Annotated in this window: 18 protein-coding genes and 1 tRNA gene; 7 read left to right on the forward strand and 12 right to left on the reverse strand. The window is 68.1% G+C overall.

All coding sequences use genetic code 11. The annotated features are described in order from the left end of the window. Positions 1 to 97 precede the first annotated feature (97 nt). From AC069I_RS04145 to AC069I_RS04160, 4 genes are all read left to right on the forward strand, one after another. On the forward strand, positions 98 to 4,537 hold the full coding sequence (locus AC069I_RS04145; protein ID WP_478264809.1) for a DUF6531 domain-containing protein: 4,440 nt from the start codon (positions 98 to 100) through the stop codon (positions 4,535 to 4,537). Between the two features lie 60 nt (positions 4,538 to 4,597). After that, complete coding sequence (locus AC069I_RS04150; RefSeq protein WP_478264810.1) at positions 4,598 to 5,806, forward strand: amidohydrolase family protein; 1,209 nt, start codon at positions 4,598 to 4,600, stop codon at positions 5,804 to 5,806. Between the two features lie 170 nt (positions 5,807 to 5,976). Further along, on the forward strand, positions 5,977 to 6,702 hold the full coding sequence (locus AC069I_RS04155; RefSeq protein WP_478231299.1) for a dienelactone hydrolase family protein: 726 nt from the start codon (positions 5,977 to 5,979) through the stop codon (positions 6,700 to 6,702). 83 nt (positions 6,703 to 6,785) lie between these two features. Then, entirely contained in the window at positions 6,786 to 7,619 is an 834-nt protein-coding gene (locus tag AC069I_RS04160) for an SCO6745 family protein (RefSeq protein WP_478264811.1), read from the forward strand. On the opposite strand, the gene AC069I_RS04165 is transcribed toward AC069I_RS04160, so the two are convergent. Both AC069I_RS04165 and AC069I_RS04170 read right to left on the reverse strand, forming a co-directional pair. After that, positions 7,620 to 8,174, reverse strand: coding sequence for a dihydrofolate reductase family protein (locus AC069I_RS04165; RefSeq protein ID WP_478264812.1), 555 nt, complete (start codon positions 8,172 to 8,174; stop codon positions 7,620 to 7,622). A gap of 134 nt (positions 8,175 to 8,308) precedes the next feature. Continuing rightward, the gene (locus AC069I_RS04170) at positions 8,309 to 8,635 is read right to left on the reverse strand and encodes a MerR family transcriptional regulator (protein WP_478264813.1); all 327 of its coding nucleotides are present in this window, start codon (positions 8,633 to 8,635) and stop codon (positions 8,309 to 8,311) included. 680 nt (positions 8,636 to 9,315) lie between these two features. Between AC069I_RS04170 and AC069I_RS04175 the strand changes: the two genes are divergently transcribed. Continuing rightward, a complete protein-coding gene (locus AC069I_RS04175; protein WP_478223618.1) occupies positions 9,316 to 9,576 on the forward strand; it encodes a hypothetical protein in 261 nt (86 codons plus the stop codon). Between the two features lie 136 nt (positions 9,577 to 9,712). Here the strand turns inward: AC069I_RS04175 and AC069I_RS04180 are convergent, their stop codons facing one another. The 3 genes from AC069I_RS04180 to AC069I_RS04190 form a co-directional block, all read right to left on the reverse strand. Continuing rightward, on the reverse strand, positions 9,713 to 10,351 hold the full coding sequence (locus tag AC069I_RS04180; protein WP_478264814.1) for a class F sortase: 639 nt from the start codon (positions 10,349 to 10,351) through the stop codon (positions 9,713 to 9,715). 8 nt (positions 10,352 to 10,359) lie between these two features. Next, positions 10,360 to 10,620 (reverse strand): hypothetical protein, encoded by a 261-nt coding sequence (locus AC069I_RS04185; RefSeq protein WP_478223619.1) that lies wholly within the window; start codon positions 10,618 to 10,620, stop codon positions 10,360 to 10,362. Between the two features lie 254 nt (positions 10,621 to 10,874). Next, positions 10,875 to 11,255 carry a hypothetical protein gene (locus AC069I_RS04190; protein WP_478264815.1) on the reverse strand — a complete coding sequence of 127 codons (381 nt, stop codon included), beginning with the start codon at positions 11,253 to 11,255 and terminating at the stop codon, positions 10,875 to 10,877. A 484-nt stretch (positions 11,256 to 11,739) separates the two neighbouring features. Here AC069I_RS04190 and AC069I_RS04195 point away from each other — a divergent pair, with 484 nt between their 5' ends. Continuing rightward, positions 11,740 to 13,533 (forward strand): sensor histidine kinase, encoded by a 1,794-nt coding sequence (locus AC069I_RS04195; protein ID WP_478264816.1) that lies wholly within the window; start codon positions 11,740 to 11,742, stop codon positions 13,531 to 13,533. A 36-nt stretch (positions 13,534 to 13,569) separates the two neighbouring features. Here the strand turns inward: AC069I_RS04195 and AC069I_RS04200 are convergent, their stop codons facing one another. The 3 genes from AC069I_RS04200 to AC069I_RS04210 form a co-directional block, all read right to left on the reverse strand. Continuing rightward, positions 13,570 to 13,992, reverse strand: coding sequence for a DUF6292 family protein (locus AC069I_RS04200; protein ID WP_478264817.1), 423 nt, complete (start codon positions 13,990 to 13,992; stop codon positions 13,570 to 13,572). Positions 13,993 to 14,460: 468 nt separating this feature from the next. Then, complete coding sequence (locus AC069I_RS04205) at positions 14,461 to 14,682, reverse strand: hypothetical protein (protein WP_478223623.1); 222 nt, start codon at positions 14,680 to 14,682, stop codon at positions 14,461 to 14,463. 745 nt (positions 14,683 to 15,427) lie between these two features. Then, positions 15,428 to 15,763 (reverse strand): hypothetical protein, encoded by a 336-nt coding sequence (locus AC069I_RS04210; protein WP_478223624.1) that lies wholly within the window; start codon positions 15,761 to 15,763, stop codon positions 15,428 to 15,430. Between the two features lie 460 nt (positions 15,764 to 16,223). Here AC069I_RS04210 and AC069I_RS04215 point away from each other — a divergent pair, with 460 nt between their 5' ends. After that, entirely contained in the window at positions 16,224 to 16,652 is a 429-nt protein-coding gene (locus AC069I_RS04215) for a nitroreductase family deazaflavin-dependent oxidoreductase (RefSeq protein ID WP_478264818.1), read from the forward strand. Between the two features lie 76 nt (positions 16,653 to 16,728). Here the strand turns inward: AC069I_RS04215 and AC069I_RS04220 are convergent, their stop codons facing one another. The 4 genes from AC069I_RS04220 to AC069I_RS04235 all read right to left on the reverse strand — a co-directional run bounded on the left by AC069I_RS04220 (position 16,729) and on the right by AC069I_RS04235 (position 22,225). Continuing rightward, complete coding sequence (locus AC069I_RS04220; protein WP_478223626.1) at positions 16,729 to 17,586, reverse strand: slipin family protein; 858 nt, start codon at positions 17,584 to 17,586, stop codon at positions 16,729 to 16,731. An 869-nt stretch (positions 17,587 to 18,455) separates the two neighbouring features. Further along, positions 18,456 to 18,522 (reverse strand) — tRNA-Glu (locus tag AC069I_RS04225). 392 nt (positions 18,523 to 18,914) lie between these two features. Then, positions 18,915 to 21,203 carry a S9 family peptidase gene (locus tag AC069I_RS04230; protein ID WP_478264819.1) on the reverse strand — a complete coding sequence of 763 codons (2,289 nt, stop codon included), beginning with the start codon at positions 21,201 to 21,203 and terminating at the stop codon, positions 18,915 to 18,917. Then, a complete protein-coding gene (locus AC069I_RS04235) occupies positions 21,200 to 22,225 on the reverse strand; it encodes a hypothetical protein (RefSeq protein WP_478264820.1) in 1,026 nt (341 codons plus the stop codon). Before AC069I_RS04235 ends, AC069I_RS04230 begins: the two co-directional genes overlap by 4 nt. Positions 22,226 to 22,230 lie beyond the last annotated feature (5 nt).

The raw sequence follows: 22,230 nt of genomic DNA on the forward strand, positions 1-22,230 counted from the left end.
GGGCAAAGATCCTTTCCGCACAGGGGCACCGGAGCGCGGCGATGGTAGAAATTGCCTGCCCAGTCGGTGAGGATCCCGAGGCAGGAAGACGGCACAGATGGCGAATCCGCTGATCGCTGAGCGTCAGGACTCCACGAAGGACCACTCCGGTGTCCCGCTGCTGGAATCGGCGATCGACCTCAAGGAAGGCATCGAGAAGGGCGACTGGGCCGCGGTCGCGATGGGCGCCGTCGGGACGGCTCTCGACGCGCTGTCGATGGCCATGGATCCGTTCGGTTCGATCCTCGCCGCGGGCGTCGGCTGGTTGCTCGAACACGTCGGCCCGCTCTCCGACGCGCTCGACGCGCTGACCGGCGACGCCGATCAGATCAAGGCGCAGGCCGAGACCTGGTCCAACATCGCCAAGGAACTCGGCGCCATCGGCACGGATCTGACCGACCTGGTCAAGGCCGACCTGCAGACATGGGCGGGCGACGCCGCGGACCGCTACCGCGAACGGTCCCAGGACACGGTCACCGTGCTCACCGCGGCACAGAAGGGGTGCGAGGGAGCCTCCAGCGGAGTCAAGACCGCGGGCGAGGTCGTCGCCGCCGTCCGCACCCTGGTCCGCGACATCATCGCCGAACTCGTCGGCCACCTCATCAGCTGGGCGCTGCAGGTGCTGTTCACCCTCGGCATCGGCCTGACCTGGGTGGTGCCGCAGGTGGTGACCGCGGTCGCCAAGACCGCTTCGAAGATCGCCGATCTCACCACCAAGCTCGTCAAGGCGCTCAAGGGCCTGATGCCGCTGCTCAAGAAGGCCGACACGCTCTTCGACGACGCCGCCAAGGCCCTGCGCAAGCTGCAGGGCGGCAAGGTGGACGCCCCGCCGCCACCCAAGACCAAGGGCGGGAACGACCGCGGGATCGACGAGGGCACCACCAGCTCCAGCGCCGACGGCAACGGCAAGCCGGGCGGTGGCAACGACGGCACCACCAACGACAAGAGCACCAACACCAAGAGCGACAACGACCAGACGAACACCAGCGGCACCGACGGCGGCGGTACCCGCGACCGGGGCGGCAGCACCGACACCACCAAGAAGGACGGCAACGGCGACCGCTCGACGTCGTCGGATTCCAAGAACTACTGCGGTGACCCCGTCGACGTCGCGACCGGCGAAGTCGTCATGAAACAGGTCGACGTGACCCTGCCCGGCGACGCGGGCGATCTCGAACTCTCCCGCACCCATCTGTCGGCCTACACCGCCGGCCGCTGGTTCGGTCCCTCTTGGACGTCCACAATGGATCAACGGCTGGCGATACAGAGCGACCGGATCCTGTTCTACGCCGAAGACGGCATGGTGCTGACCTATCCCGTCCCGACGACTGGCCCCGTCCTGCCGGTGCAGGGCCCGCGGCACCGGCTGCGGCGCGCGGCGGACGGCTACCGGCTGTCGATGGGCGATCGCGAGCTGCACTTCGCCGGCGCGGGCCGGATCCTGCCTCTCACGGCCATCGAGCGGAACGGCGCCCGCACCGAATTCGCCTACGCGGCCGACGGCACGCCCGCGCGAATCCGCCGTGACGACGGTGTCGAGCTCGCGATCGGCACCGCGAAGGGGCGGATCGTCGCGCTCGGGGCTCCGGGACAGCCGCCGCTGGTGCGCTTCTCGTACAACCGGCTCGGCCAGCTGAGCGCCGTCACGGACTACGCGGGCCGTCCCATGACGCTCGACTACGACTTCGGGCACCGGCTCGTCGGATGGAAGGACCGCACGGGCACCTGGTACCGCTACGTCTACGACGACGCCGGGCGCTGCGTCCGCGCCGTCGGGGCGAGCGGCTACTACAACGCGACGTTCGCCTACGAACCCGGCACGACCAAGCACACCGACGCCGACGGCCACACGTGGACGTACCGCCTCAACGATGCCAGGCAACTGGTCGAACGCGTCGATCCGCTGGGCAACTCCCGGCGCTACGCCTGGAACCGGCGCGACGAACTTTTGTCCACAGTGGACGAACTCGGCCGGGAGACCGGCTACGAGTACGACGAGGACGGCGCGCTGGTCGCCGTCCACCGTCCCGGTGGATCGACGGTGCTGCTGACGCACACCGACGGCGAGGTCCGGCTGTCGGCGGGAGACGTCCGGCGGACGGTCCCCGCGTTCGACCCGGCCACCACCCTGGTCGGCACCGGACTACCGGTGGAGATCCCGGACGCGCCCGACCCGTTGACCGACGCCCCCGTGACGGACCGTCCCGGCGACCGTGACCTGTTCGGCCGCCCTCGCCTCGCGTATACGGCCTCCGGCGGCGCGGCGAGGCTCGGCTGGACGGCCGACGGGCGCCGCGCCTGGCGGCTCGGCCCTGACGGCGGCCGCGAGACGTGGGTGCACGACGCCGAAGGCCACGTCGTCGAGCACCGCGACGCGGCGGGTGCCGCGCGGCGCCGCAAGTACGGCCCGTTCGGCCTCGTCCTGGAAGAGGCCGACGCCGCGGGCGCGCGCACGCTGTTCACCTACGACGGCGAACTGCGGCTCACCTCGGTGACCAACCCGAACGGCCGCACCTGGCGCTATGTCCGCGACGCCGCGGGCAGGCTCGTCGAGGAGGTCGACTACGACGGCCGCCGGATCGGCTACGCCTACGACGCGGCGGGGCAACTGCTTCGCATGACCAGCAGTACGGGTGACGCGACCGAGTACGACTACGACCTCCAGGGCAACGTCGTGGCGAGGCGTACCCCGGACGACGTCACGCTGTACGAATACGACGCGCTCGGCAGGATGACCGTCGCCGAGAACACCGAGTCGCGGGTCGAACTCGTCCATGACGACGGGGACCAGATCGTCGTCGACACGATCAACGGGCTCGGGGTGTGCTGGCGCCACGACGGCGACGTGCTCGTCCGCCGGACATCGTCCGGTGTGGACAGCGAGTGGCGGTTCACCGGGTCCGGGCTGCCGCGGTCGCTGCGGATCGCCGGCCACGAAATCGAGTTCGGCTACGACGACGCCGGACGGGAGGTCACGCGCGGCGTCGACGGCACCGTGGTGCTCCGGCGGCGCTTCGACGCGGAAGACCGGCTCGCCGAAGAGCACATCGTGGGCGTCGGGCCGCGCGTCTACGGCTACCGGCCGGACGGCAGGCTCGCCGCCGTCGACGACGCCATCCGGCCTTGGCAGCTCACCTACGACACCGCGGGCCGGGTCAGCGAGGCGCGCGGGCCTGCCGGGGTCGAACGGTTCACCCACGACACCGCGGGAGCCATGGCCCTCGGCGAAGGCGTCTACAGCGACGACGAGCGGGGCCGGGTCACCGGGGATCAGTCCTGCGCCTACGAGTGGGACCACCTCGACCGGCTTCGCTCCGTGCGCACTCCCGACGGCGCGCTCTGGACCTACCACTACGACGCGCTCGGGCGACGGTTCGCCAAACGCCGCTGGCTGCTCGATCCGGAAGGGGAAGCCGAGCTCACGCACGACGTCCGCTTCCTGTGGAGCGGGATGAACGTGGTCGAGCGGATGGATTACGACCCCGCCGACGAGTCCTACCGGCTCCTGACCTGGGAACGCTACGACGACGACCGCCCCGTCGTGCAGATCGAGCGCACGGGCGCGCTCGAAGACGCCGTGTTCCGTGCCGTGATCACGTCGCCCGCGGGGACGCCGACCGAGCTGCTCGACGAACACGGCACGCTGGTCTGGCAGGACCGCAGCAGTTTCTGGGGTGTGCCGTTGCCCGGCGCCGACACCGCGTCGATGCCGCTGGCGTTCCCCGGCCAGCACCGCGACGACGAAACCGGGCTGCACTACAACGTCTTCCGGTACTACGACCCCAGGACCTCGCGGTATCTCAGCCAGGACCCGCTCGGCCTCGCCGCCGCGCCGAACCCCGTCGGCTACGTCGACCAGCCACTGCTCATCGGCGACCCGCTCGGCCTCGTCCCTCCCTGCGGCAAGACCGGGCCGGGCAACCAGCAGCGGCCGCAGCCGGTCGGCCCCAGTGGGCAACCTCAGCCACCGCGAAGGAGCCCGCGGAAGCCTCCTGTCAACGTCGACAAGATGTCGAAGGAGGAGTTCGAGCGGTTCAAGCCGAAACTCGACCAGATCCTGAAGGCGGACAAGCACTTCTTCTGGTCCGGCGGCACCAAGAAACGCAAACGCGGCGAAGAGGACGAGTACCTCGGCTCGGTCGAGGAGAAGGCCACCAAGATCGCGAAGCAGAACGGCGGCAACACCCTCGAAGGAACGCTCAAGGACAACAACATCAAGATGCCCGGGTGGATCAACGATCCCAACGACCCGAGGAAACCGCTCGTCCAGGAGAAATGGGACTACGTCTCCGAAACCTTCGCCAAGAACTCCAACAAGGACACGCACGTGGTCTTCCCCTACTGGCCGGGCAAGGGGCACGACATCTACCCGCATCGCCGCGAGGACAACGTGTTCGACGTGACCGAGTACCCGAGGCTCGAATCGATGGGGATCGACCACATCACCAAGCACAACGCGGAGACCGGGCACACGCGCCCGTACCGGCACACCAAGTGACGTTGCCGCCGCTCGCCTGATTTGGTATACCAAAGAGAGTCCGGCGAGAAAGGTGTCCCCGTGTTGATCCGTGACGTCCGCCCGTGGGGTGGACAGCGCAGCGACGTCGAGGTGGCCGACGGCCGGATCACCGCGGTGCGGCCGCACGATCCCGCCGCCGCGCCTGCTCCGGACACGGTCGAAGGGCGCGGGCGGCTGCTGTTCCCCTCGTTCAGCGACGTGCACATCCACCTGGATTCGACGCGCATCGGCCTGCCGTTCCGGCCGCACACCGGCGCGCCGGGCGTGTGGGCGATGATGCTGAACGACCGCGAGAACTGGCGCGACGCCGAGGTCCCGCTGCCCGAACGGGTCATCGGGACGCTGGAGCGCATGATCGCGAACGGCACCACCCGCGTGCGCACCTACGCACAGGTGGACGTCGACTGCCGGCTTGAGAAGCTCGACGCCGTCCTCGCCGCGAAGGAGCGCTTCGCCAAGCAGGCGGACGTCGAGATCATGGCGTTCCCGCAGGCCGGGATCCTCCGCGAACCCGGCACCGTGGACGTGCTGGAGGCCTCGCTGCGCTCGGGCGCCACGGTCGTCGGCGGGATCGACCCGTGCTCGCTGGACAAGGACCCCAAGGGGCATCTCGACGTCGTGTTCGGGCTCGCCGAGAAGTACGGCGTCGAGGTGGACATCCACCTGCACGAACCCGGCCACCTCGGCGTGTTCTCGACCGACCTGGTGATCGAACGGGTCCGCGCGCTGGACATGCGCGGCAAGGTCACGATGTCGCACGCGTACGAACTGGGCTCGATCTCGGAATCGGTGAGCCGCCGCCTGATCGACACGTTCGCGGAACTGGACATCGCGATGGCGACCGTCGCGCCGTCCACCGACGGCCAGCTGTCGCTCGCGGACCTCACGACCGCGGGTGTGCGCGTCGGTCTCGGGGAGGACGGCCAGCGGGACTACTGGAGCCCGTACGGCAACTGCGACCTGCTCGACCGCACCTGGCAGCTGGCCTTCACGAACGGCTTCCGCCGCGACGACCTGATCGAGATGGCGCTGGCCGTCGCGACGATGGGCGGCGCGTCGATCATGAGTCACGACGTCCCGCGGCTGGCGGGCATCGCCGACCGGCCGGGGGTGGCCGCCGGCGACCGCGCCGACCTGGTGCTGGTGGACGGCGAGACCCCGACGAGCGCGGTGATGGACCGCGGCAAGGACCGCACGGTGCTGCACGACGGCGTCGTCGTGGCGGACGGGCTTTCGGTGCTCGGGTAAAACCGTTGGCGCGCGATCGCCGGCCGCTGCTAACTTGCCGGAGGCCGTGCGAGCGAACGAGGAGGTGGTACCCGTGGACATTTCGACATGGGTGCTCCTCTCAGGGGTCACGGTCGGGCGGTAGGTCGTCCGGGAGCGCCGTTTCACGAGCACTCCCGAAAGGCACGACCATGCACTTCACTTCCGAACGACGCCTCGGAGACGCCCTCGAGCGCGAATTCACCCTCGGCGACATCCCCGGAATCCTGTGGACGCCCGAATCGGCGGCACCGGCCCCGCTGATCCTGATGGGTCACCCCGGCGGACTCGGCAAGATGCACCCCCGGCTCGAGGCCAGGGCCCGGGCCTGCACGGCGGCGGGCTACGCCGCGGCCACCATCGAACTCCCCGGAGCCGGTGACAGGCCCCGTTTCCCCGCCGTCGACGAAGCCCGCGCCGACCTGCAGCGCGCGGTGAAGGCCGGCGAGCCGGTCACCGGCGACATCGTCGACCGGCTCGTCCTCCCGCTGGTCGAAACGGCGGTCCCGGAATGGCGGGCCACCTTGGACGCCCTCCTCGGACTACCCGGAATCGGTGGCCCGGTCGGGTTCTCGGGTGGGGTGATCGCCATCGCCACGCGGCTCGCAGTGGTCGAGCCCCGCGTCGAGGCAGCCGTCCTGTTCGCCGGGAGCTACGTGCCTCGCAGCATCCTCGAAGAGGCCCGGCAGGTCACCATCCCGCTGCTGGTCCTGCTGCAGTGGGACGACGAAGGGAACGACCGGCAGCACGCCCTCGACTTGTTCGACGCCTTCGGTTCGCGGGAGAAGACGTTGCACGCCAACATGGGCGGACACACCGGCGTCCCGCACTTCGAAGGAGACTCCGCGGGCCGGTTCTTCACCCGGCACCTGAAGTAACCCGATGTCGATTTCCGGGTGCGTCGTTCGTGGGGTAGTCGAGCGGTCGCCACGAGGGCGCCGCCACGACCACAGGAGACACGATGTCGCACCCGGAACCCGTCGCCCGCCGCATGTACGACCTGGTCGAGCCCATCGGTCTGATCCCCTACTTCGCCGACGAGTCCGACGAGGCGCTGATGGCGCTCGGCCTCCGCAACCCGTGGGACGCCTACTTCGCCGGGCGGGCCGCTCCGTTCGGCCGGTCGGTGCCCGCCGAGGTGATCCACGCGATCTTCTACAACTTCGCCCCGGGCGAGGTGGCACGCCACCTCCCGAAGGTGTGGGAGCTGACCACGCCCGAGGCGGCGCTGGCCGCCCGCGAGCGGGGATGCGTCGCGGGGATGCGGCGGATCCTCGGTGACCTCGCCGACGACCCCGGCGTCACGCGCGCCGGCGAACTCCTGCTGAAGGCGGCGACCAGTGCACCCGTGGAGGGACGCGCCCTCTTCGCCGCCGTCCGAACGCTTCCGGTCCCGGAGGAGCCCGTGGCACGGCTGTGGCACGCGGCCACCCTGTTGCGTGAGCACCGCGGCGACGGCCACACCGTCGCTTTGCTGGCCGAGGGCATCGGCGGGACCGAGTGCCACGTGCTCCACGCCCTGTCCGTCGGCATACCCGCGCACGAGTTCGGCCGGGTCGGCCATCTCCCCGCCGCGCAGCTGGCCGCGGTCGTGGACGGGATGCGCGACCGCGACCTGATCGGGTCCGACGGCCGGCTCACCGACTCCGGCCGGGCCACGAAAGAGCGCGTCGAGGCGATCACCGACCGGCTCGCGGAGGCGCCTTACATCGCCTTGAGCCCCAGCGAACTCGAGCGTCTCGTCGCCGACCTCGAACCGGTCTCGGCCGCCATCCGAGCCACCATCCCGTGGTAGTCACCGGACGCGATAACGCCGGTGGGTGGCGACGCCCGCGACAGCTTCACCCTGGGGAACGAGCTCGCCCACGTGCCCGGCGAACACAGAGGTCCCCTGACCCAGCACCACAGGGGCGAGGTGGAGGAAGACCTCGTCGAGCAGGCCCGCGGCCAGCAGCTGCCCGGCGACGTCGGCGCCCATCACGAGTACGTCCTTGTCCCCCGCGGCGTCCTTGGCACGGCGGACCGCGGCCTCCAGCCCGTCGAAGACGAATGTGCCGCCGTTGTCGCCGAGGAGGTCTTCCCTGGTCCGGTGGGTGACCACGAAACTGGGGACACCGGGCCACGGAGTTCCGCCCCACGGCCGCAACCCGAGGTCGAACGTGCGCCTGCCGATGACGGTCGCCCCGACCATCGCGTTCACCTCTTCGAAAACGCGGGCGTCGGGGCCTCCCCCGGCCATCCATTCATGCAGGCGTTCCCCGCGGTCGCCCATGGGCTCTTCGGCCCGGACATTCGGCCCGGCGGTGAAGCCGTCCAGCGACATCGACACATCCAGCACCACCTTGCTCATCGCAAGGCCTCCTTCGCTCCCGTGGCGCCGCTGTCCGGCGCTTTCGAGAGGGAGTCGGAGCGGGCTCGGCCGTCTCGACATCCACGCACGAACGCCCTTGCCCGGTTCGGACAAGGGCGTTCACAGGTGGGGTTTCAGTCGTCGGCGCGGAGTTCGGCGTTGAGGCGCTGAGCTTCGTGGAGCTGGTCTTCGAGAGTGACGATGCGGCAGGCGGCCTCGACGGCGGTGCCCTGATCGACCAGTTCCCGCACCCGGGCGGCCAGGCGAAGCTGGTGCCGGGAGTAGCGGCGGTGGCCGCCGGCGGAACGCTGCGGGGTGATCAGACCGGCCTCGTCGAGACTGCGAAGGAAGCCCTGGGTGGCGCCGAGCATGTCGGCAGCCCGCCCCATCGTGTAGGCGGGGTAGTGCTCGTCATCGAATTTGTCGGCCCCGTCGGCCGATCCGTTTTGATCAGGGATCATTCCACCTCCACATCACAAAGGACCCCGGGTGCCAGAACGGCACCCGGGGTCCTCAGGGTTGGGTTTCACCATTGTCAACCGACGTGACCGCCGGCCTCTTGCACCCGCGTCCGCTGGGAAGCCGGACCTCGCGGGGATCGCTCATTCGTGACCGCGAACCACCTCCGAACTCGATGGAACTACGGCACCCGCGCGGCGCTACCTTGCCGCTGCGGGCGATCCAATGATGTTGCCGTTCCCTTCTTTCCTGTGTTCTCACCTTGCTGGGTACTGCTACTTCACCTACTGCGGACGCCAACGACGGGAACCCTTCCACTGATCGGTCCCAGCACGCTGACGCCGCTGGCCACTGCCCGGAGCCCCGTCACAGATCGGCTCCGGCCACCTGACCGGTCCTGCAACTGCACTACTGACTACAACTTCGTGTTCTTCACGGGCGCGCTTACTCCGCCCGCGTCCTGCGTCCGATCACCGTCCGGGACCTGTTCCTTGATCGGCCCCGTACCGCCTGACCGGCTTGTCTCACCTCGCGGGCAGTTACGTCATCTCCCGCGCCTGCTTGACGTTGTCTTCTCGGTACAAGGAGAACATTACACACACCCGGCGTTGAATGTCTACCCCAGTCAGCATAGATTTTCTGAGGCGCGTCGGACGGGTGAAGACAGAAGGGGCAGGCGACCATGAGTGACGACCTCACCGGGGATTCGCTCGACGAGCGGTACGGCCTGGCTGTGGTGCGTGACCTGGAGGAGTACGCCGAAGCCCTGTCCCGGCTGGTCGAGCAGGGGCTCCAGGACCGGCGCGCGCCACTGCTCTCCGAGGCCGAGGCCTACGCTGTGGCGGAACTGCTCGCCCGGTTCGCGCTCGATGAACCTTGGAGCGCCTTGAACCAGCTGGCCGCCACTCTGGCCAGCCGGATCTACAACCGGCTCGGCGCCTGAACACGGCCGAACTCAGCGGCCGACGGCGATGAGAAGCCCCGCGGATCGCCGGTTTCGGCCTGCCTGAACGCATTCCCTCTGGGCGAGCCCGTGACTGGAAACCTGCTTTCACCGCGGTCGAGTGTGAAGCCGTTCTCTACCCTTGCCGGAGAACCGCGAAGGCGATGATGTTGTCACGATAGCTGCGCACCGTACGGTCGAAGCCACCGCCGCAGGTGATGAGCCGAAGCTGAGGATCGCTGGTGTCCCCGTAGACGGCGTCAGTCGGGAACTCGTCCTTGTCGACCTGCATGACCCGGGTGATGACGAAAGTGAGCACCAGCCCGTCCGCGCGAGAGACGACGACGTGGTCCCCTGCCTGCAACTCTTTGAGCCGGTAGAAGATCCCCGGTTGTTCGTTGCCGTCGACGTGACCCACGATCACGGCCGGGCCGATTTCGCCGGGTGACGTACCCTCCGCGAACCACCCCGCCTGCATCGGCCGGCTGACCGGGGGCACCTGCAGGGTGTTGTCCTGGTTGAGCCCGAGGGGCACCAACGTGGATTTCGCCCTGATCTTGGGGATCTCGACGAGAACCGGATCCGAGCGCGGCAGCGCCGTGGTGGCGGGAGGAGTGCTCGCCGCCGGCGGCGGAGCCGATGTGGTCGTGCTGCCGGACACGGCCTGTTCCCGTCCGCCCGTGAGGACGAAGGTCAGCCCGGCCAGGACGGCGAGCAGGACGCCTGCCAGGAGCAGGAGTCCTCGATGACTGCGGGCCCAGCCGGGCTTTCCCATTTCGCTTCCTATCCGGCCGCGGTGCCACCACCGCCGGTCTCGACTCCGCCGGAGGGGACCTTCGGTTTGGTCGTGGTCTTGGATGTCGTCGGCGGCGCCGTCGGCGATTTCGACGTCGGTGTGGTCGCGGTGGGGCCAGTGGGCTTGGTCGTCGTGGTCGGCCCGGTGGTGGTCGGGGTGGTGGTCGTCGGAGGCTGGGCGGCCCCGACCGGCACGGCGAACAGCAGACCGCCGACGAGCGTCGCGGCAGCCGCGGCACAGGTGGTCATGACGGAAGGTTTTCGCATTGATCGGACCTCGTTTCGCTCGAAACTCTTCAGGTGAGCCGATTGCGTATCCGGACCATTTCACCTTGTCCCACAAAGGATCGAGCGAGAAGGGCAGAAGGTCCCGCCCTCCCGGGCGCAGGTCTCTTGACGAGCGCACATGGCGGACGACGACTATCGCCGTCGCGGGGGTAAGCGCTTTCGTTCTGTGCGGCATCGAGTGGAACCGCTCTCCTGCCGACTCTCGTCTCCGTCGCTCAGCCTTCGGACAAGCCGGCTTCCGGCGGGTACACCCAGGTGATGCCCAGTGATCCCAGACCGCGACTGATCAGGTCCTGCCGGACTTGGTGTGTGGTGCATCCGCCGTAGACCAGGTGGGTCAGCCGCATCCGCTCCGGATCCCGGGTGGGTTCGGCCATCAAGCTGAGCACGCCATCACCGCATGGGTGATGTTCAACGTGCTCACGTGGCCCGGCGTACTCCGCCTCGATCATGGCCTCGTATGCGCCTGGTCCGTCCTCGGACAACGCCGCGTACAGCTCATCGACCAATACCTTCACCTGCGGCAGGTGTTCCCGGTGGCGGGTGATCAAGTTGCTCCGCCGCCAGCTGCCCTCGTCATGCGATCTCCAAGACACGGACTCTCCCTCGTCCAATGCTGCACGCAGACCCCTCCCGCTCACCGTGACACGGGATTCTCTGTCTCAGAAGGGACTTTCGGCAGGGAGCGGCGGACCGAATGTCCTCTCCGCGGCGACGGAATCGGATCGTCGGCGCCATTACGCCAGAGGACGGGGGAAGTGCCGAAGGGGCGCCGTACTCGCCCAGCCGCGGCGCCTGCGGTCAAGGCCCGTGATTCGTCGGCCGTCCCAGGCCGGGTGTTCGTGAGAATCCGGCGAAAGCACGATTCTCACGAACATGTCGTTTTGTGCCGGTTCATGAGAGACTGGCTCGCATCTGGCGCGCCGGGGTTCCTGCCCGGACTTTTGCGCTTCCTCGCCGCTGGTGGCGTCCCCTGGCCCAGGACCGGTGACGTCGAACAGTGCTGCGCTCGACCCCGGTCACATCGGGGCCGTACCGGACAAGGTGGAAGCGGAATCGATTCCCGAAAGGGAGGACGCTATGGGCGAGCAGCCCGATCGCCGGCACAAACCCCGCGTCATCGAACAGGACACCGGGACAGAGACGCCCCACATCGACCCGGCCGGGCCGCAAGCGGCTGACGAGGAACCGCTGACCTTCCCCGATGTCCCCCGGCTCGGGCTCGACCGGCTGCTGGGTCGGCTGGTGGAACATGCCCAGGAGGTGCTGAGTACCCAGGGCAGGCTGCGCGGGCTGCTGCGCGCCAACCGGGCGGTGACCTCCGACCTGACCCTTCCCGCGGTGCTGCGGCACGTCGTGGAAGCCGCCCGGGACTTGGTCGGCGCCCGCTATGCCGCGCTCGGCGTGATCGCCCCCGACGGGACCTTGGCCGAGTTCGTTCACGTGGGAATGCCCCCGGAGATGGTGCGGCGGATCGGAAGCCTGCCCCAGGGCAAAGGACTGCTCGGCGCGCTGATCGCCGACCCGCGTCCGATCCGCCTGGACCGGATCGAGGACGACGACCGGTCGTCGGGATTCCCCGACGGCCATCCTGAGATGCGCGGTTTTCTCGGCGTGCCGATCCGCGCACGCACGACGGTGTTCGGCAACCTGTATCTGGCCGAGAGCGTTCAGGGCCGGTTCAGCGCCGAGGACGAAGAGCTCGCCACCGCCCTGGCGTCCACCGCCGGGGTCGCGATCGAGAACGCTCGGCTGTTCGGCTCCGCCCAGTCCCGCCAGGACTGGCTACAGGCTTCGACCGCGATCACCCTGGCTGTTCTGACCCCGGAGACGAGCGATCCATTGGGACTTGTCGCCGAGCACAGCCGCCGCACCGCCGACGCCGACATCGTGACCATCTGCCGGCCCGACGAGGACCATCGGCGCCTGCTTGTCGAGGTCGCGGTCGGTCCGGACGCGGCGGCGTTGCTCGGTACCGGTGTGCCCATCGATGACTCGCTGTCCGGCCGGGTCTACAGCACCGGCAGGCCCTTACTGGGGACCTGGCCGCAGGAACAGTCCTCGACCACCGCCGACGCACCGGCCGGGATGGACATCGAGTCGATGATGATCGTCCCGCTGAGCGACCGCAGGGTGACCGGGACCATCACTGCCGCCCGGCGGCACGGCCGTCCCGCCTTCACCGCCGAGGACCTCGACATGGCGGCATCGTTCGCCCACCAGGCCTGTGTCGCGATCGAACTCGCCGACGCACGCGCAGAGCAGCAACGCGTCGCCGTATTCGACGAACGCGACCGGATCGCGGCAGACCTGCACGACAGCGTCATCCAGCGCCTGTTCGCCACCATCCTCTCCCTGCAGGGAACCGTGTCCGGTCTCGGCCCGGGTCCCGCCTCCGGCCGGATCCTCGGCACGATCGACGACCTGGACGTCACCATCGGACAGATCCGTAACACGATCTTCCAGCTCGGCCACATCACCCCGCTCGCCGACATCAGCCTCCGCGGCCGGCTGCTGGACGTCGTCACCGACACGACAGAGGCCCTCGGATTCGATCCCACAGTGCGGTTCGCCGGCCAGCTGGAAGGCATCACCACACCCGCCATCGCCGACGACTTACTGACGGTGCTGAGCGAAGCCTTGAACGATGTCGCCCAGCACGCCAACGCCACCCACGCCGACGTGGAGATCACCGCCCACGACGAACGAATCATCCTCGACATCACCGACAACGGCATCGACCCCACCCAACGGCACAGCGGCCTCACGGACATACGCGCCCGAGCCGAAAGCCACGGCGGACGCTGCACCCTCAGGCCCCACCATCCCGCCGGCGGCCACCTGGCCTGGCAGGTTCCGCTCATCCCCGGATAACCCGTCCGGGTCGGCAACACCCACGCACGGGCGAGGTCAGATCGCCCGCCGGAGGAGCGGTGCGCCGGTGGCCCACGGGTCGCGGCGGAACAGCAGCAAACGGTCCTTCAGTTCGCCACGCTCACCCCGCGGGCCCGGTGGAACCGGCGTGGTGAGCGCGCCGGTTCCACCGCCGGACCGGGCCGCCACCGGGTCACCACCGATGTAGGCCAGCACGAGCAGTTCCTCCCCGGAATGGGTTTCCATCGCGAGCGCCCACCCGTGCCGCTCGTCCCACAGCAAGGCCATGTCCCGCCCGGGATGGCGCGGCAGCCGCACGTCCAACGCGACATACGCCGACGCGGGGGACCGAGTCCACGATGCAGGACTCTTCCCCGACCCCACCACGGCGCTCACCGCGGCCACATAGCCGGTCAGGCCACACCGAAGATCATGATCGCTTTCGATACCGGTGATCAAGGGAATCAACCTCCGTCATATCGGCACGATCCACCGCTCGTCGCGATCTGCCATCACCCGACGACGACCATATGGCCCAGCCGCAGTCCCCGGATGGCGTCACAAGACCCACGGCCCGAGGACTTTCGTCCCCGCCAGGCCGTCAGGAGAGGGCCCTATGCGCCCGCCTTCGCACGGCCTCGGCGCGTTCCCGTTCTTCCAGCGCCAGAGCCAACTTCACCGTCCATTGACGCAGTCGGGGATTCGGACGGCGACGAGCGCGGATCCAACTCCGGGCCGCGTTCGATCTCACACCGTACGAGGCGAAGTGCTTCCAACGCGATCTCAGGCGCGTCCCGGCGCTGGTCCGGCGAAACGGTTCGGCGGTGTGCGACTCACTTCTTCTCGCGGCGAGCGTTCCTTTCTCCCGCTCAGCGGCGGTCCACAGGCACACCCGGCTCGACGGTGGAACGGAACCAGTCCGGAAAGTCACGCAGACGCATCATCGCTGCCTTCGCATCCGTCGGTCGCACACGGGGCCACGTGGCCTTTCACGGTCCAGGGACCTTCTTCCCTCGCATCGGAAACCTTGGGCATGAAAGGGGATTCACCCGACCGGCCATCGCGCTGCCGGGGAACGGTGGCCTCGCCGGTGCCGAGAGAGCCGGTGAAGCGGGCGATCCGGATTCGCAGGCCGTTCTCGAAGGTCATGACCCTCGCCCACCGGGTCGCCCGCCACGTGACCGGAGGGAGGTGATTCCGGCGCGACATGGGGTAGGCGATCCCGGCGCCGGTGACGATCCAGCTACCCGGTGAGTGACCGTCGAGGTGCGAGAATTCGACGATGACAGGACGGAACGCGGCGAGGTGGAAGGCTGTCGCGTCCTTCCCGATGGGAATGAACACGTCTCCGCTGTCGAGGACGAAACAGAGAAGGGGCATCGGGCCGCTTCCGTCTATGGATACGAGCGCGTCACGGCGCCGTTCGGGTCCTCGGACGAGTTTCACGCATTCAGAATGCGTCAGGGAGATGCGGTCCATGCACCCACGTCCTCTCCTCGGTTCCGTTCTCAGCTGAGAACGAGGTTCTTCCGCCGTGTGGCGATACGCCGGCGCAAAGTGGCTTGTGAGAGTGCGTGATTGCCACATGCACACCACGAGGGCAGGAGGTCGTAGTCCTGTCCTGGCATATCGTCGAGCAGCGCGACATGCTCCTGCCCCTGACGACCCGCCTCGGTGGAATCACGCGAATCGCGCGTATGAGAGCCCGTCAGCGTCACCACGACGCGACCGTTCGGAGTTTCGTAAACGACCGCGACCTGGTGTCCGGCATGACAGCGAACGCGAAGCAGCAAACCGTGGTCTCGGTGCCGGCCGAGCGCGACAAGACCCTGAACCGCTCGTTCACGGCGCTGTGCGGATGAAACAGCCATGTCGTCCACAGTGGACCTGTCTGTCACGCCACGCGACGCAGGTCTTGAGTCTTCTCGAGCGCTTGCGCTTCGTCGGTGTGCTTACGAGACAGGCCTTCGCAGAACAGCAGGACCTCGCGCCAGAAGTAGCTCGTCCCCGCGACGGCGATGCCGGTGAACACGATCCCGAGTCCGTGGTTGCGCACGGGCAGGTTCCACGTGGCGAACAGATCGAAATCCGCGATCCAGGCGATGGCGATGCCGAGCACCACGAACGCGATCGCCCAGAGTTCGCGGCCGAGGGACAGCCAGCGTCCGCCGATCGCCGCGATGGTCAGAACGCCGAGCCCGAACGCGGTGAGCATTCCCCAAGCGAACATGTCACGTCTCCTTATGCACTCCCTGTGTTCTTCCGGTTGCCGAATCCAGCGTGCGCGCCGGGCGTGAACCGAAGATAGGGACCAAAGCCCGTTCGTCGAAGACCGTGGCACTCGTGTCGAAGGCCTGACGGCACTGAAGGCCCATCGCCCCTGCCGTCTGAGGGCTTTGGCCTCTCACCCGAATGCGGCCAGGTGGGGAACATCGCCTGGTGACGAGACGAACCGACCGCGTCACCGGGTACGCCGGCCGGTCGAGCCTCGCGAAACGGAGGGACGGATGTTCTTCGTATCGGTGAAGAACGTGGCCCGGCAAGGCTCCGCTTCGCACCGTGGGACGCGTGTGACGGCCGGCCCGCCGGAGCGCTCGTCGAACGAGCTGCCCGTTCGATGGCCGGATGCGCCGCGCACGACCCCGAGGCTCGCGGTCGGTGCCTGAGGATTCCCGCTGCAGGAGGACGAAATGGTGATCGGAAAGCACGTCCACCCGAAGCACGGCCGCGTCGGCGACACGGTGCGCGCCTTCAACAAGCGGGTGCTGAACCCGGTGATGCTGCGCATGGCGGGGCGACGACACTGGTACGCGGCCCTGCTACGGCATACCGGCCGTCGTTCCGGCAAGCCGTATGCCACGCCCGTGGTCGCGGAACGCACCGAGAACGGCTTCATCATTCCCTTGCCATACGGCACGAAAGTCGATTGGCTGCGGAACGTCCTGGCCGCCGGCCACGCCACCCTGGAGGTCAAGGGCGACAGCTACGACGTCGTGGATCCCGCGATCCTCGACGCCGCGACCGTCCTCCCGCGAGTATCGCCCGGACGAGGAAGGGTGTGGCGGCTTCTCGGCATCCAAAAATACGCGCGCGTGAACCTCAGTGTCGACCACCACTGAGGTTCACGCGCGCGTGTCGACGGCCGCCGTCAACGCGTCCATTTTGGACTCAAGCACGTTGACGGCGGGCCGGGCTTCAGGCGGGCGTTGCGGTCCGCCGTTGGCCGGCGCCCCCCTGCGCCGGGACCGTGACGACAGGCTCGGTCGGAGCCGGGACCGGAGTGGCCGCCGCAGTGGCTTCACGGGCCAGGAACGAACCCAGCTCGCCGATCGTGCTCATCAACGGTGCGGGGAACACCACGGTCGTGTTCTTGTCCACTCCGATCTCTACCAGACTCTGCAGATTGCGCAGCTGGAGCGCCAGCGGGTGCTCCATCATGGTGTCCGACGCCTTGCCCAGCGCGGAGGCGGCCTGGGCCTCGCCCTCGGCGTTGATGATCTTGGCTCGCTTCTCCCGCTCGGCCTCCGCCTGCTTGGCCATCGCCCGCTTCATCGAATCCGGAAGTTGGATGTCCTTCAGCTCCACCAAGGTCACCTCCACCCCCCAATCGAGCGTGGTCACGTCGAGAATCTGGCGGATGTCCCGGTTGATGGCGTCGGTTTCGGACAGGGTCTCGTCCAGCGTGTGCTGCCCGACCACCTTCCGCAGTGTCGTCTGCGCGATCTGGTCGATCGCGGCGTAGACGTTCTCGATGGCGACGACCGACTTGACCGCGTCGACCACCCGGAAGTAGGCGACCGCGGACACGTCGACGCTGACGTTGTCGCGGGTGATGATCCCCTGCGACTGGATCGGCATGGTGACGATGCGCAGCGACACCCGCCGCAACACGTCGATCACCGGGATGATCAGCCGCAGTCCGGGTTCCCGCACACCGATGACGCGGCCCAGCCGGAACAGGACGCCTTTCTCGTACTGTTTCACGATTCTGATCGCCGTACCCGCCACCAGCGACACAGCGGCGGCGATGGCGGCGATGACCCAGCCACTCATGATGCTTCTCCAGTTCACCGGTGGAAATCGACCGCTGAGAGGTTCTCCAGCGGGGCAGCGGATACTCCAGCCGCCGCCCATGACTCCAGCCAAGCCTTCCGACGTCGCCGGACCTACGGCCGGAAGTCATCTCGGACCGGGACCTTCGGGTCACCCCCGATGTGTCGGCCCTTCGCCCCTGCCCGCACGCCGTCCGCCGCGCCGGCTGCCTGGTGGGCGCGGCGATCAACGGCATGCTGCCCGGCTCATCGGAGCGGTCCTCTCGCGGTCGGACGGTCGCGAGCGGATGCGCGTGGCGAAGCCGGATGCTCTTGCCGGACAGGTGGCGGGGCGATCGGTGATCAGGATCGACAAGAGGGTGCCGACCACGCGGCGAGCTGGGCGATCCCAGTGGTGAGGCCGGTGCCGTCGATGGCCGCGGCGCGCAGGGCCAGGACGGCGCCGTGGGTCGGGAGGTAGTGCGCGAGTGCGTACAGCGGGTCCGGGGAGCGTCGAGACGGCCTGGTTGAGGGCGACCAGGGCGCCCCGCAGGAAGCCGACGGTACCGGCGAAGCCGAGTTCCAGGGCGGGGACGGCGATCGCGGTGATGGCGAGGGCGGCCAAGGCGGCCGCGGTCGCGCCGGGGATGGCGGCGCGGAGGATGATCCGTCAAGTGGGTTCGCGGTTGCTGGGCAGCCGGTGTCGAGGTTGGCGGCGCGGGAGCTGGTACTTCCGGGCGAAGATGCCGCCGTGGCCGGACGGCCGGAGACGGCAGATTCGCCGCGGCTTCCCGCACGGAGCACTGGGATGGCCCACCGCGATCCCACGTCGAGTCTCGCAGGATCATCAGACAGGTATATCCCCGCTGGCCAGCGGGGATGTCGAATGAGTGGGCCGCCTGGGGCTCGAACCCAGAACCTACGGATTGAAAGTCCACAACTTGGCTATATCAGCCAGTGCCGATCAGTGTCAGATTCTGGTGATTCGTGCAAGTCAGCGCAACGTTAGGCCGGTGTCGAGTGTCGCGCCGTGCTAAGCCGTATCAGGCTCTACTTCGGCAACGGAGCCCAATCGGAGACGACGTGTAGCGGCTGCGAACCTAGTCCCAGACGGTGTCCGCACTGCCTGCGGCTATGCCTCCGGCCGCGTTCGGCTGTCGTCATGAATCCGAGCGGGTTACTGCTTCAGTCGACGCCACCTCGGACGTCTCAATGAGATCAGCACTCGCTCTGCATCTCGACGGCGACCACCATCACGCCGCCAAGATCCGGCAGGCCCTCGGCGAAACGGCATTCGCCGCTGAGTTCCCTGCCGCTCGCCGAGACCCCTCAGTACCAAGTCACATCCGGTCAGACCCAGCCGGAGAAGAGATCCTCGTCGAACGGCAGTGGCTTGATGCGGTAGTTCGGCGGTTCGACACCCAGGAGATTACGGACAAGGAAATCCCACCGGCGCTTGTAGAGATAGTGGTCGTAGCCGAGATAGATGTGGTCGGCGCGAGGGACGATCACCAACTCGAAGTCCTTGTCCGCGGCGATCAAGCGGTCGACGACCCGCAACGTATTGGTGAAGTTGACGTTGGTGTCCATACCGCCCTGGATCAGCTGCAACTTTCCTCGCAGTTTGTGGGCGACGTTCTCGTTGGCGGCCTTCGAATAGTCGGTCTCGCCGGGCGGGCCTTCGTAGGTCTCGCCCCACCCGGCGTGATAGTTCCGGAGGTCGTGATCGCCGCAGTTGGAGGAGCAGACCCGGTAGAAGTCGCCGTAATCGAGGATGGCGCGCAGCGAGGCGTATCCACCGCTCGAGTCACCGAAGATCCCCACCCGGTCGAGGTCCATCCAGGGGCGGGTCTCGGCGAGCTGCCGGATCGCCCAGACGTGGTCGCCAAGGCCACTGGCGTCAGCGCGGTTGCCATAGGAGACATCGTGGAACGCCTTGCTTCGTCCGGGTGTTCCGCGTCCGTCCACGGCGACGACGACGAACCCGAGCGCGGCGACCACCTCACCCCAGCCGGAGTAGGCGTCCTCGAAGGCCGGGCTGACCCGGTTGGTGTGCGGCCCCGGGTAGATGTGGTCGATGACCGGGTAGCTCTTCTCGGGATCGAACCCGTGCGGTTTGTACAGCACGCCGTGGATGTCGGTCTCACCGTCGGCCGCTTTGGTCCAGAAGTGTTCCGGGGGCGCCCAGCCGAGCGCGGTGAGCCCGCTGATGTCCGCGCGTTCCAGTTCGACGAGCACGGTGCCGTCCCAGTCCCTTGCCGTGATCACCGGCGCGTCGCCGGTGCTGGCCGCCGAGTCGATGAAGTAGCTCCGGTTCGGCGCGACCGTGACCGTATGGTCGAGGTCGTCGTCGACCACCAGGGTGAAACCGCACCCGTCCAGACCGACCCGGCAGAGCGAACGGCGCAACGGATCGGTGTCGCTCAGCCCGGAGGCGGTGAAGTACACCAGCCGCCGTTCCTCGTCGACGTGCAGGATCCCCCGTACCAGGAACTCGCCCGAGGTCAGCTGGTGGCACAGCTCGCCGGTGTTCGCGTCGTACAGGTACAGATGTCCCCATCCGTCCCGCTGGGAGAACCAGATCACCTCGTCACCGCCGGAGAGCACCGCCAGCACCGGCGGCCGCCCGTCACCGGCGAACGGATTCGCCTCGACGCGGGTCGGGCCGGACTCAGACAGGATGTCCGTCACGACACCGGTCGCCGGGTCGAGCCGATGCAGCGTCAGCGTGCGCAGGTCCCGCGGCTGGCTCAGGAAGTAGACCGCCGCCCCGTCGGCCGACCACCACGCCAGCCGGACCATCACCGGCGACAGGATGCTCATCGGCAGCGGATCCGCTTGTGCCGGAACGATTTCGCCGGTCTCGACGTCGAGTACGACGAGTTCGGCAAGGGGCAGCCGCTCGTCACCGGGGAACGCGTTGCGCTGGGTGTACCAGACGGGCAGGCCGCCGTCGTCCGGCCTGGCGTCGACCAGGTGGATCTTACGCACGCCCCGCTGGTCAGTCCGGTGGGTGAGCACCCGGGTGGAGTCCGGCGCCCAAGAGGCCGCCGGCGGCATCGTCGGATAGCCGAGCCTCTTGCTCATCGTGCTGCGGTGCCACCAGTCCGCGCTGGTCCCGTAGTCGTGGTCTTCTTCACCGTCGAAGGTCAGCGCACGCTCTTCGCCGTTCTCCAGCGTGCGAAGCCACATGTCGTGGCCACGGAGGAAGACCGTGTGTTTCCCGTCCGGCGAGGCGACCTCCAGGAAGCCCGGCAAGGGCTTTCGCGGCTCCTTCGCGCAGGAATAGGTTTCCACTGTGCAACGCCAGTGCTCGTCGAACGCGTCGAACTCGACCGCGCCGTCGGACGGTTCGATGGCGCTGAAGGGCAGCGCCGCCGGGTCCACGTCCTCCCCCGAAGCGTCCGCGAGCGCCTTCGCCAGCCGCTCATGGTCGAACGCCTGCTCCCGGATGCCCGCTTCCGGGTCGGCCAGGATGAACCGTTTCCCCACGGCCGTGTTCACCCGGTACCAGAAGCGACTTCCGCCGTCGAGCCACCGTGGTTGCACCCGAGCGCCGAACACCAGTCCCGGCCGATACTGCCGGATCAGCTTCTCCGCGTTCTGATAGACCGCCGCATCGAGTTGTGCCGTATTCATCGTGACACTTTCCTTTTCTGTGCCGAAAGACCTGCGGTTGAAGTTTCGTCCGATGTGGACAGATAGGCCGCCCCCTGCTTCGCGGAGAGGATCACCGCCAGGAACGCCGCCACCGTTCCCGCCGCTACCGCGGCAAAGGCGGTACCGGTCGCGGCGTCCGGGTGGACCAGGGACTGGCCGCGAGCGGCCTGCCAGGCCACGGCGGCCAGCAGCGCGGAGTAGCCGAGCCCGGCGACGGCGACCAGTTGTGCGCGTACTTTCCCTGTCCGCAGCCACGTGTACCGGGCCGCGAGCGCCCCAAGGAGGAGCGTGACCAGTAGCAGGACGTGAATACCGTGCATTCCGACGAAGTGCGGCACTCGCATGTCACCGCCGGTCATGCTCCAGTTGGTCAGGGGCATGCCGGTGCCATCGGGGTCACCGATGCCGTGCCCGACGTACATGGTCACCGCGTTCCCATTGGCATCGAGCACGGTGCGGGGCTTGATGCCTTGTGAGACACCGAGCCAGAACGGCACGCTCATCCCGAAGACCGCCATCCCCAGCCCGGCACGCAGCGCCATGGACAGCGCCCTGCCGCCGGCGCGCTGGATCAGCACCAGAATCGCGATGACCAGGTTGAAGAGGAGGACCGGCGGCACCCCATAGGTGAGGATGCCCAGCACCACCGAGTTGACCGGATCATCCAGATCGGTGTTGAAGTGGCTGAAGGTGCCACGCGCCGCCTGCACCGCGATCCCGCCGACATCGACCGCGGTGAACACCGCGTGACCGGTGCCGAGCCACCAGCCGAACCGTTTCGCCTTGCCCAGCTTGGTGAGCAACCAGGCCAAAGTGGCACCGTAGGCCGCGAACGCGAAGCCGAACTTGAACGGTTTCACCCATACCGATTCGTTCAGCAGGGTGCGGTCGTCCACGAGCAGGCCGACTCCGGACACCAGCATGAGCGCCAGCATGAGGAGCACGCTCACCATCAGCGGGCGATGCCATTCCCGCCACGCCGTGACCAGGAACGTTTTCATGGCTG

This window comes from Amycolatopsis sp. NPDC043885 (assembly GCF_056435685.1).

Coding starts and splice junctions, on each gene's coding strand:
- AC069I_RS04155 (WP_478231299.1), top strand. CDS start 5,977: ATGCACTTCACTTCCGAACGACGCCTCGGAGACGCCCTCGAGCGCGAA.
- AC069I_RS04220 (WP_478223626.1), bottom strand. CDS start 17,586: ATGAGTGGCTGGGTCATCGCCGCCATCGCCGCCGCTGTGTCGCTGGTG.
- AC069I_RS04235 (WP_478264820.1), bottom strand. CDS start 22,225: ATGAAAACGTTCCTGGTCACGGCGTGGCGGGAATGGCATCGCCCGCTG.
- AC069I_RS04180 (WP_478264814.1), bottom strand. CDS start 10,351: ATGGGAAAGCCCGGCTGGGCCCGCAGTCATCGAGGACTCCTGCTCCTG.
- AC069I_RS04230 (WP_478264819.1), bottom strand. CDS start 21,203: ATGAATACGGCACAACTCGATGCGGCGGTCTATCAGAACGCGGAGAAG.
- AC069I_RS04215 (WP_478264818.1), top strand. CDS start 16,224: ATGGTGATCGGAAAGCACGTCCACCCGAAGCACGGCCGCGTCGGCGAC.
- AC069I_RS04195 (WP_478264816.1), top strand. CDS start 11,740: ATGGGCGAGCAGCCCGATCGCCGGCACAAACCCCGCGTCATCGAACAG.
- AC069I_RS04210 (WP_478223624.1), bottom strand. CDS start 15,763: ATGTTCGCTTGGGGAATGCTCACCGCGTTCGGGCTCGGCGTTCTGACC.
- AC069I_RS04160 (WP_478264811.1), top strand. CDS start 6,786: ATGTCGCACCCGGAACCCGTCGCCCGCCGCATGTACGACCTGGTCGAG.
- AC069I_RS04145 (WP_478264809.1), top strand. CDS start 98: ATGGCGAATCCGCTGATCGCTGAGCGTCAGGACTCCACGAAGGACCAC.
- AC069I_RS04175 (WP_478223618.1), top strand. CDS start 9,316: ATGAGTGACGACCTCACCGGGGATTCGCTCGACGAGCGGTACGGCCTG.
- AC069I_RS04205 (WP_478223623.1), bottom strand. CDS start 14,682: ATGACCTTCGAGAACGGCCTGCGAATCCGGATCGCCCGCTTCACCGGC.
- AC069I_RS04170 (WP_478264813.1), bottom strand. CDS start 8,635: ATGATCCCTGATCAAAACGGATCGGCCGACGGGGCCGACAAATTCGAT.
- AC069I_RS04165 (WP_478264812.1), bottom strand. CDS start 8,174: ATGAGCAAGGTGGTGCTGGATGTGTCGATGTCGCTGGACGGCTTCACC.
- AC069I_RS04185 (WP_478223619.1), bottom strand. CDS start 10,620: ATGACCACCTGTGCCGCGGCTGCCGCGACGCTCGTCGGCGGTCTGCTG.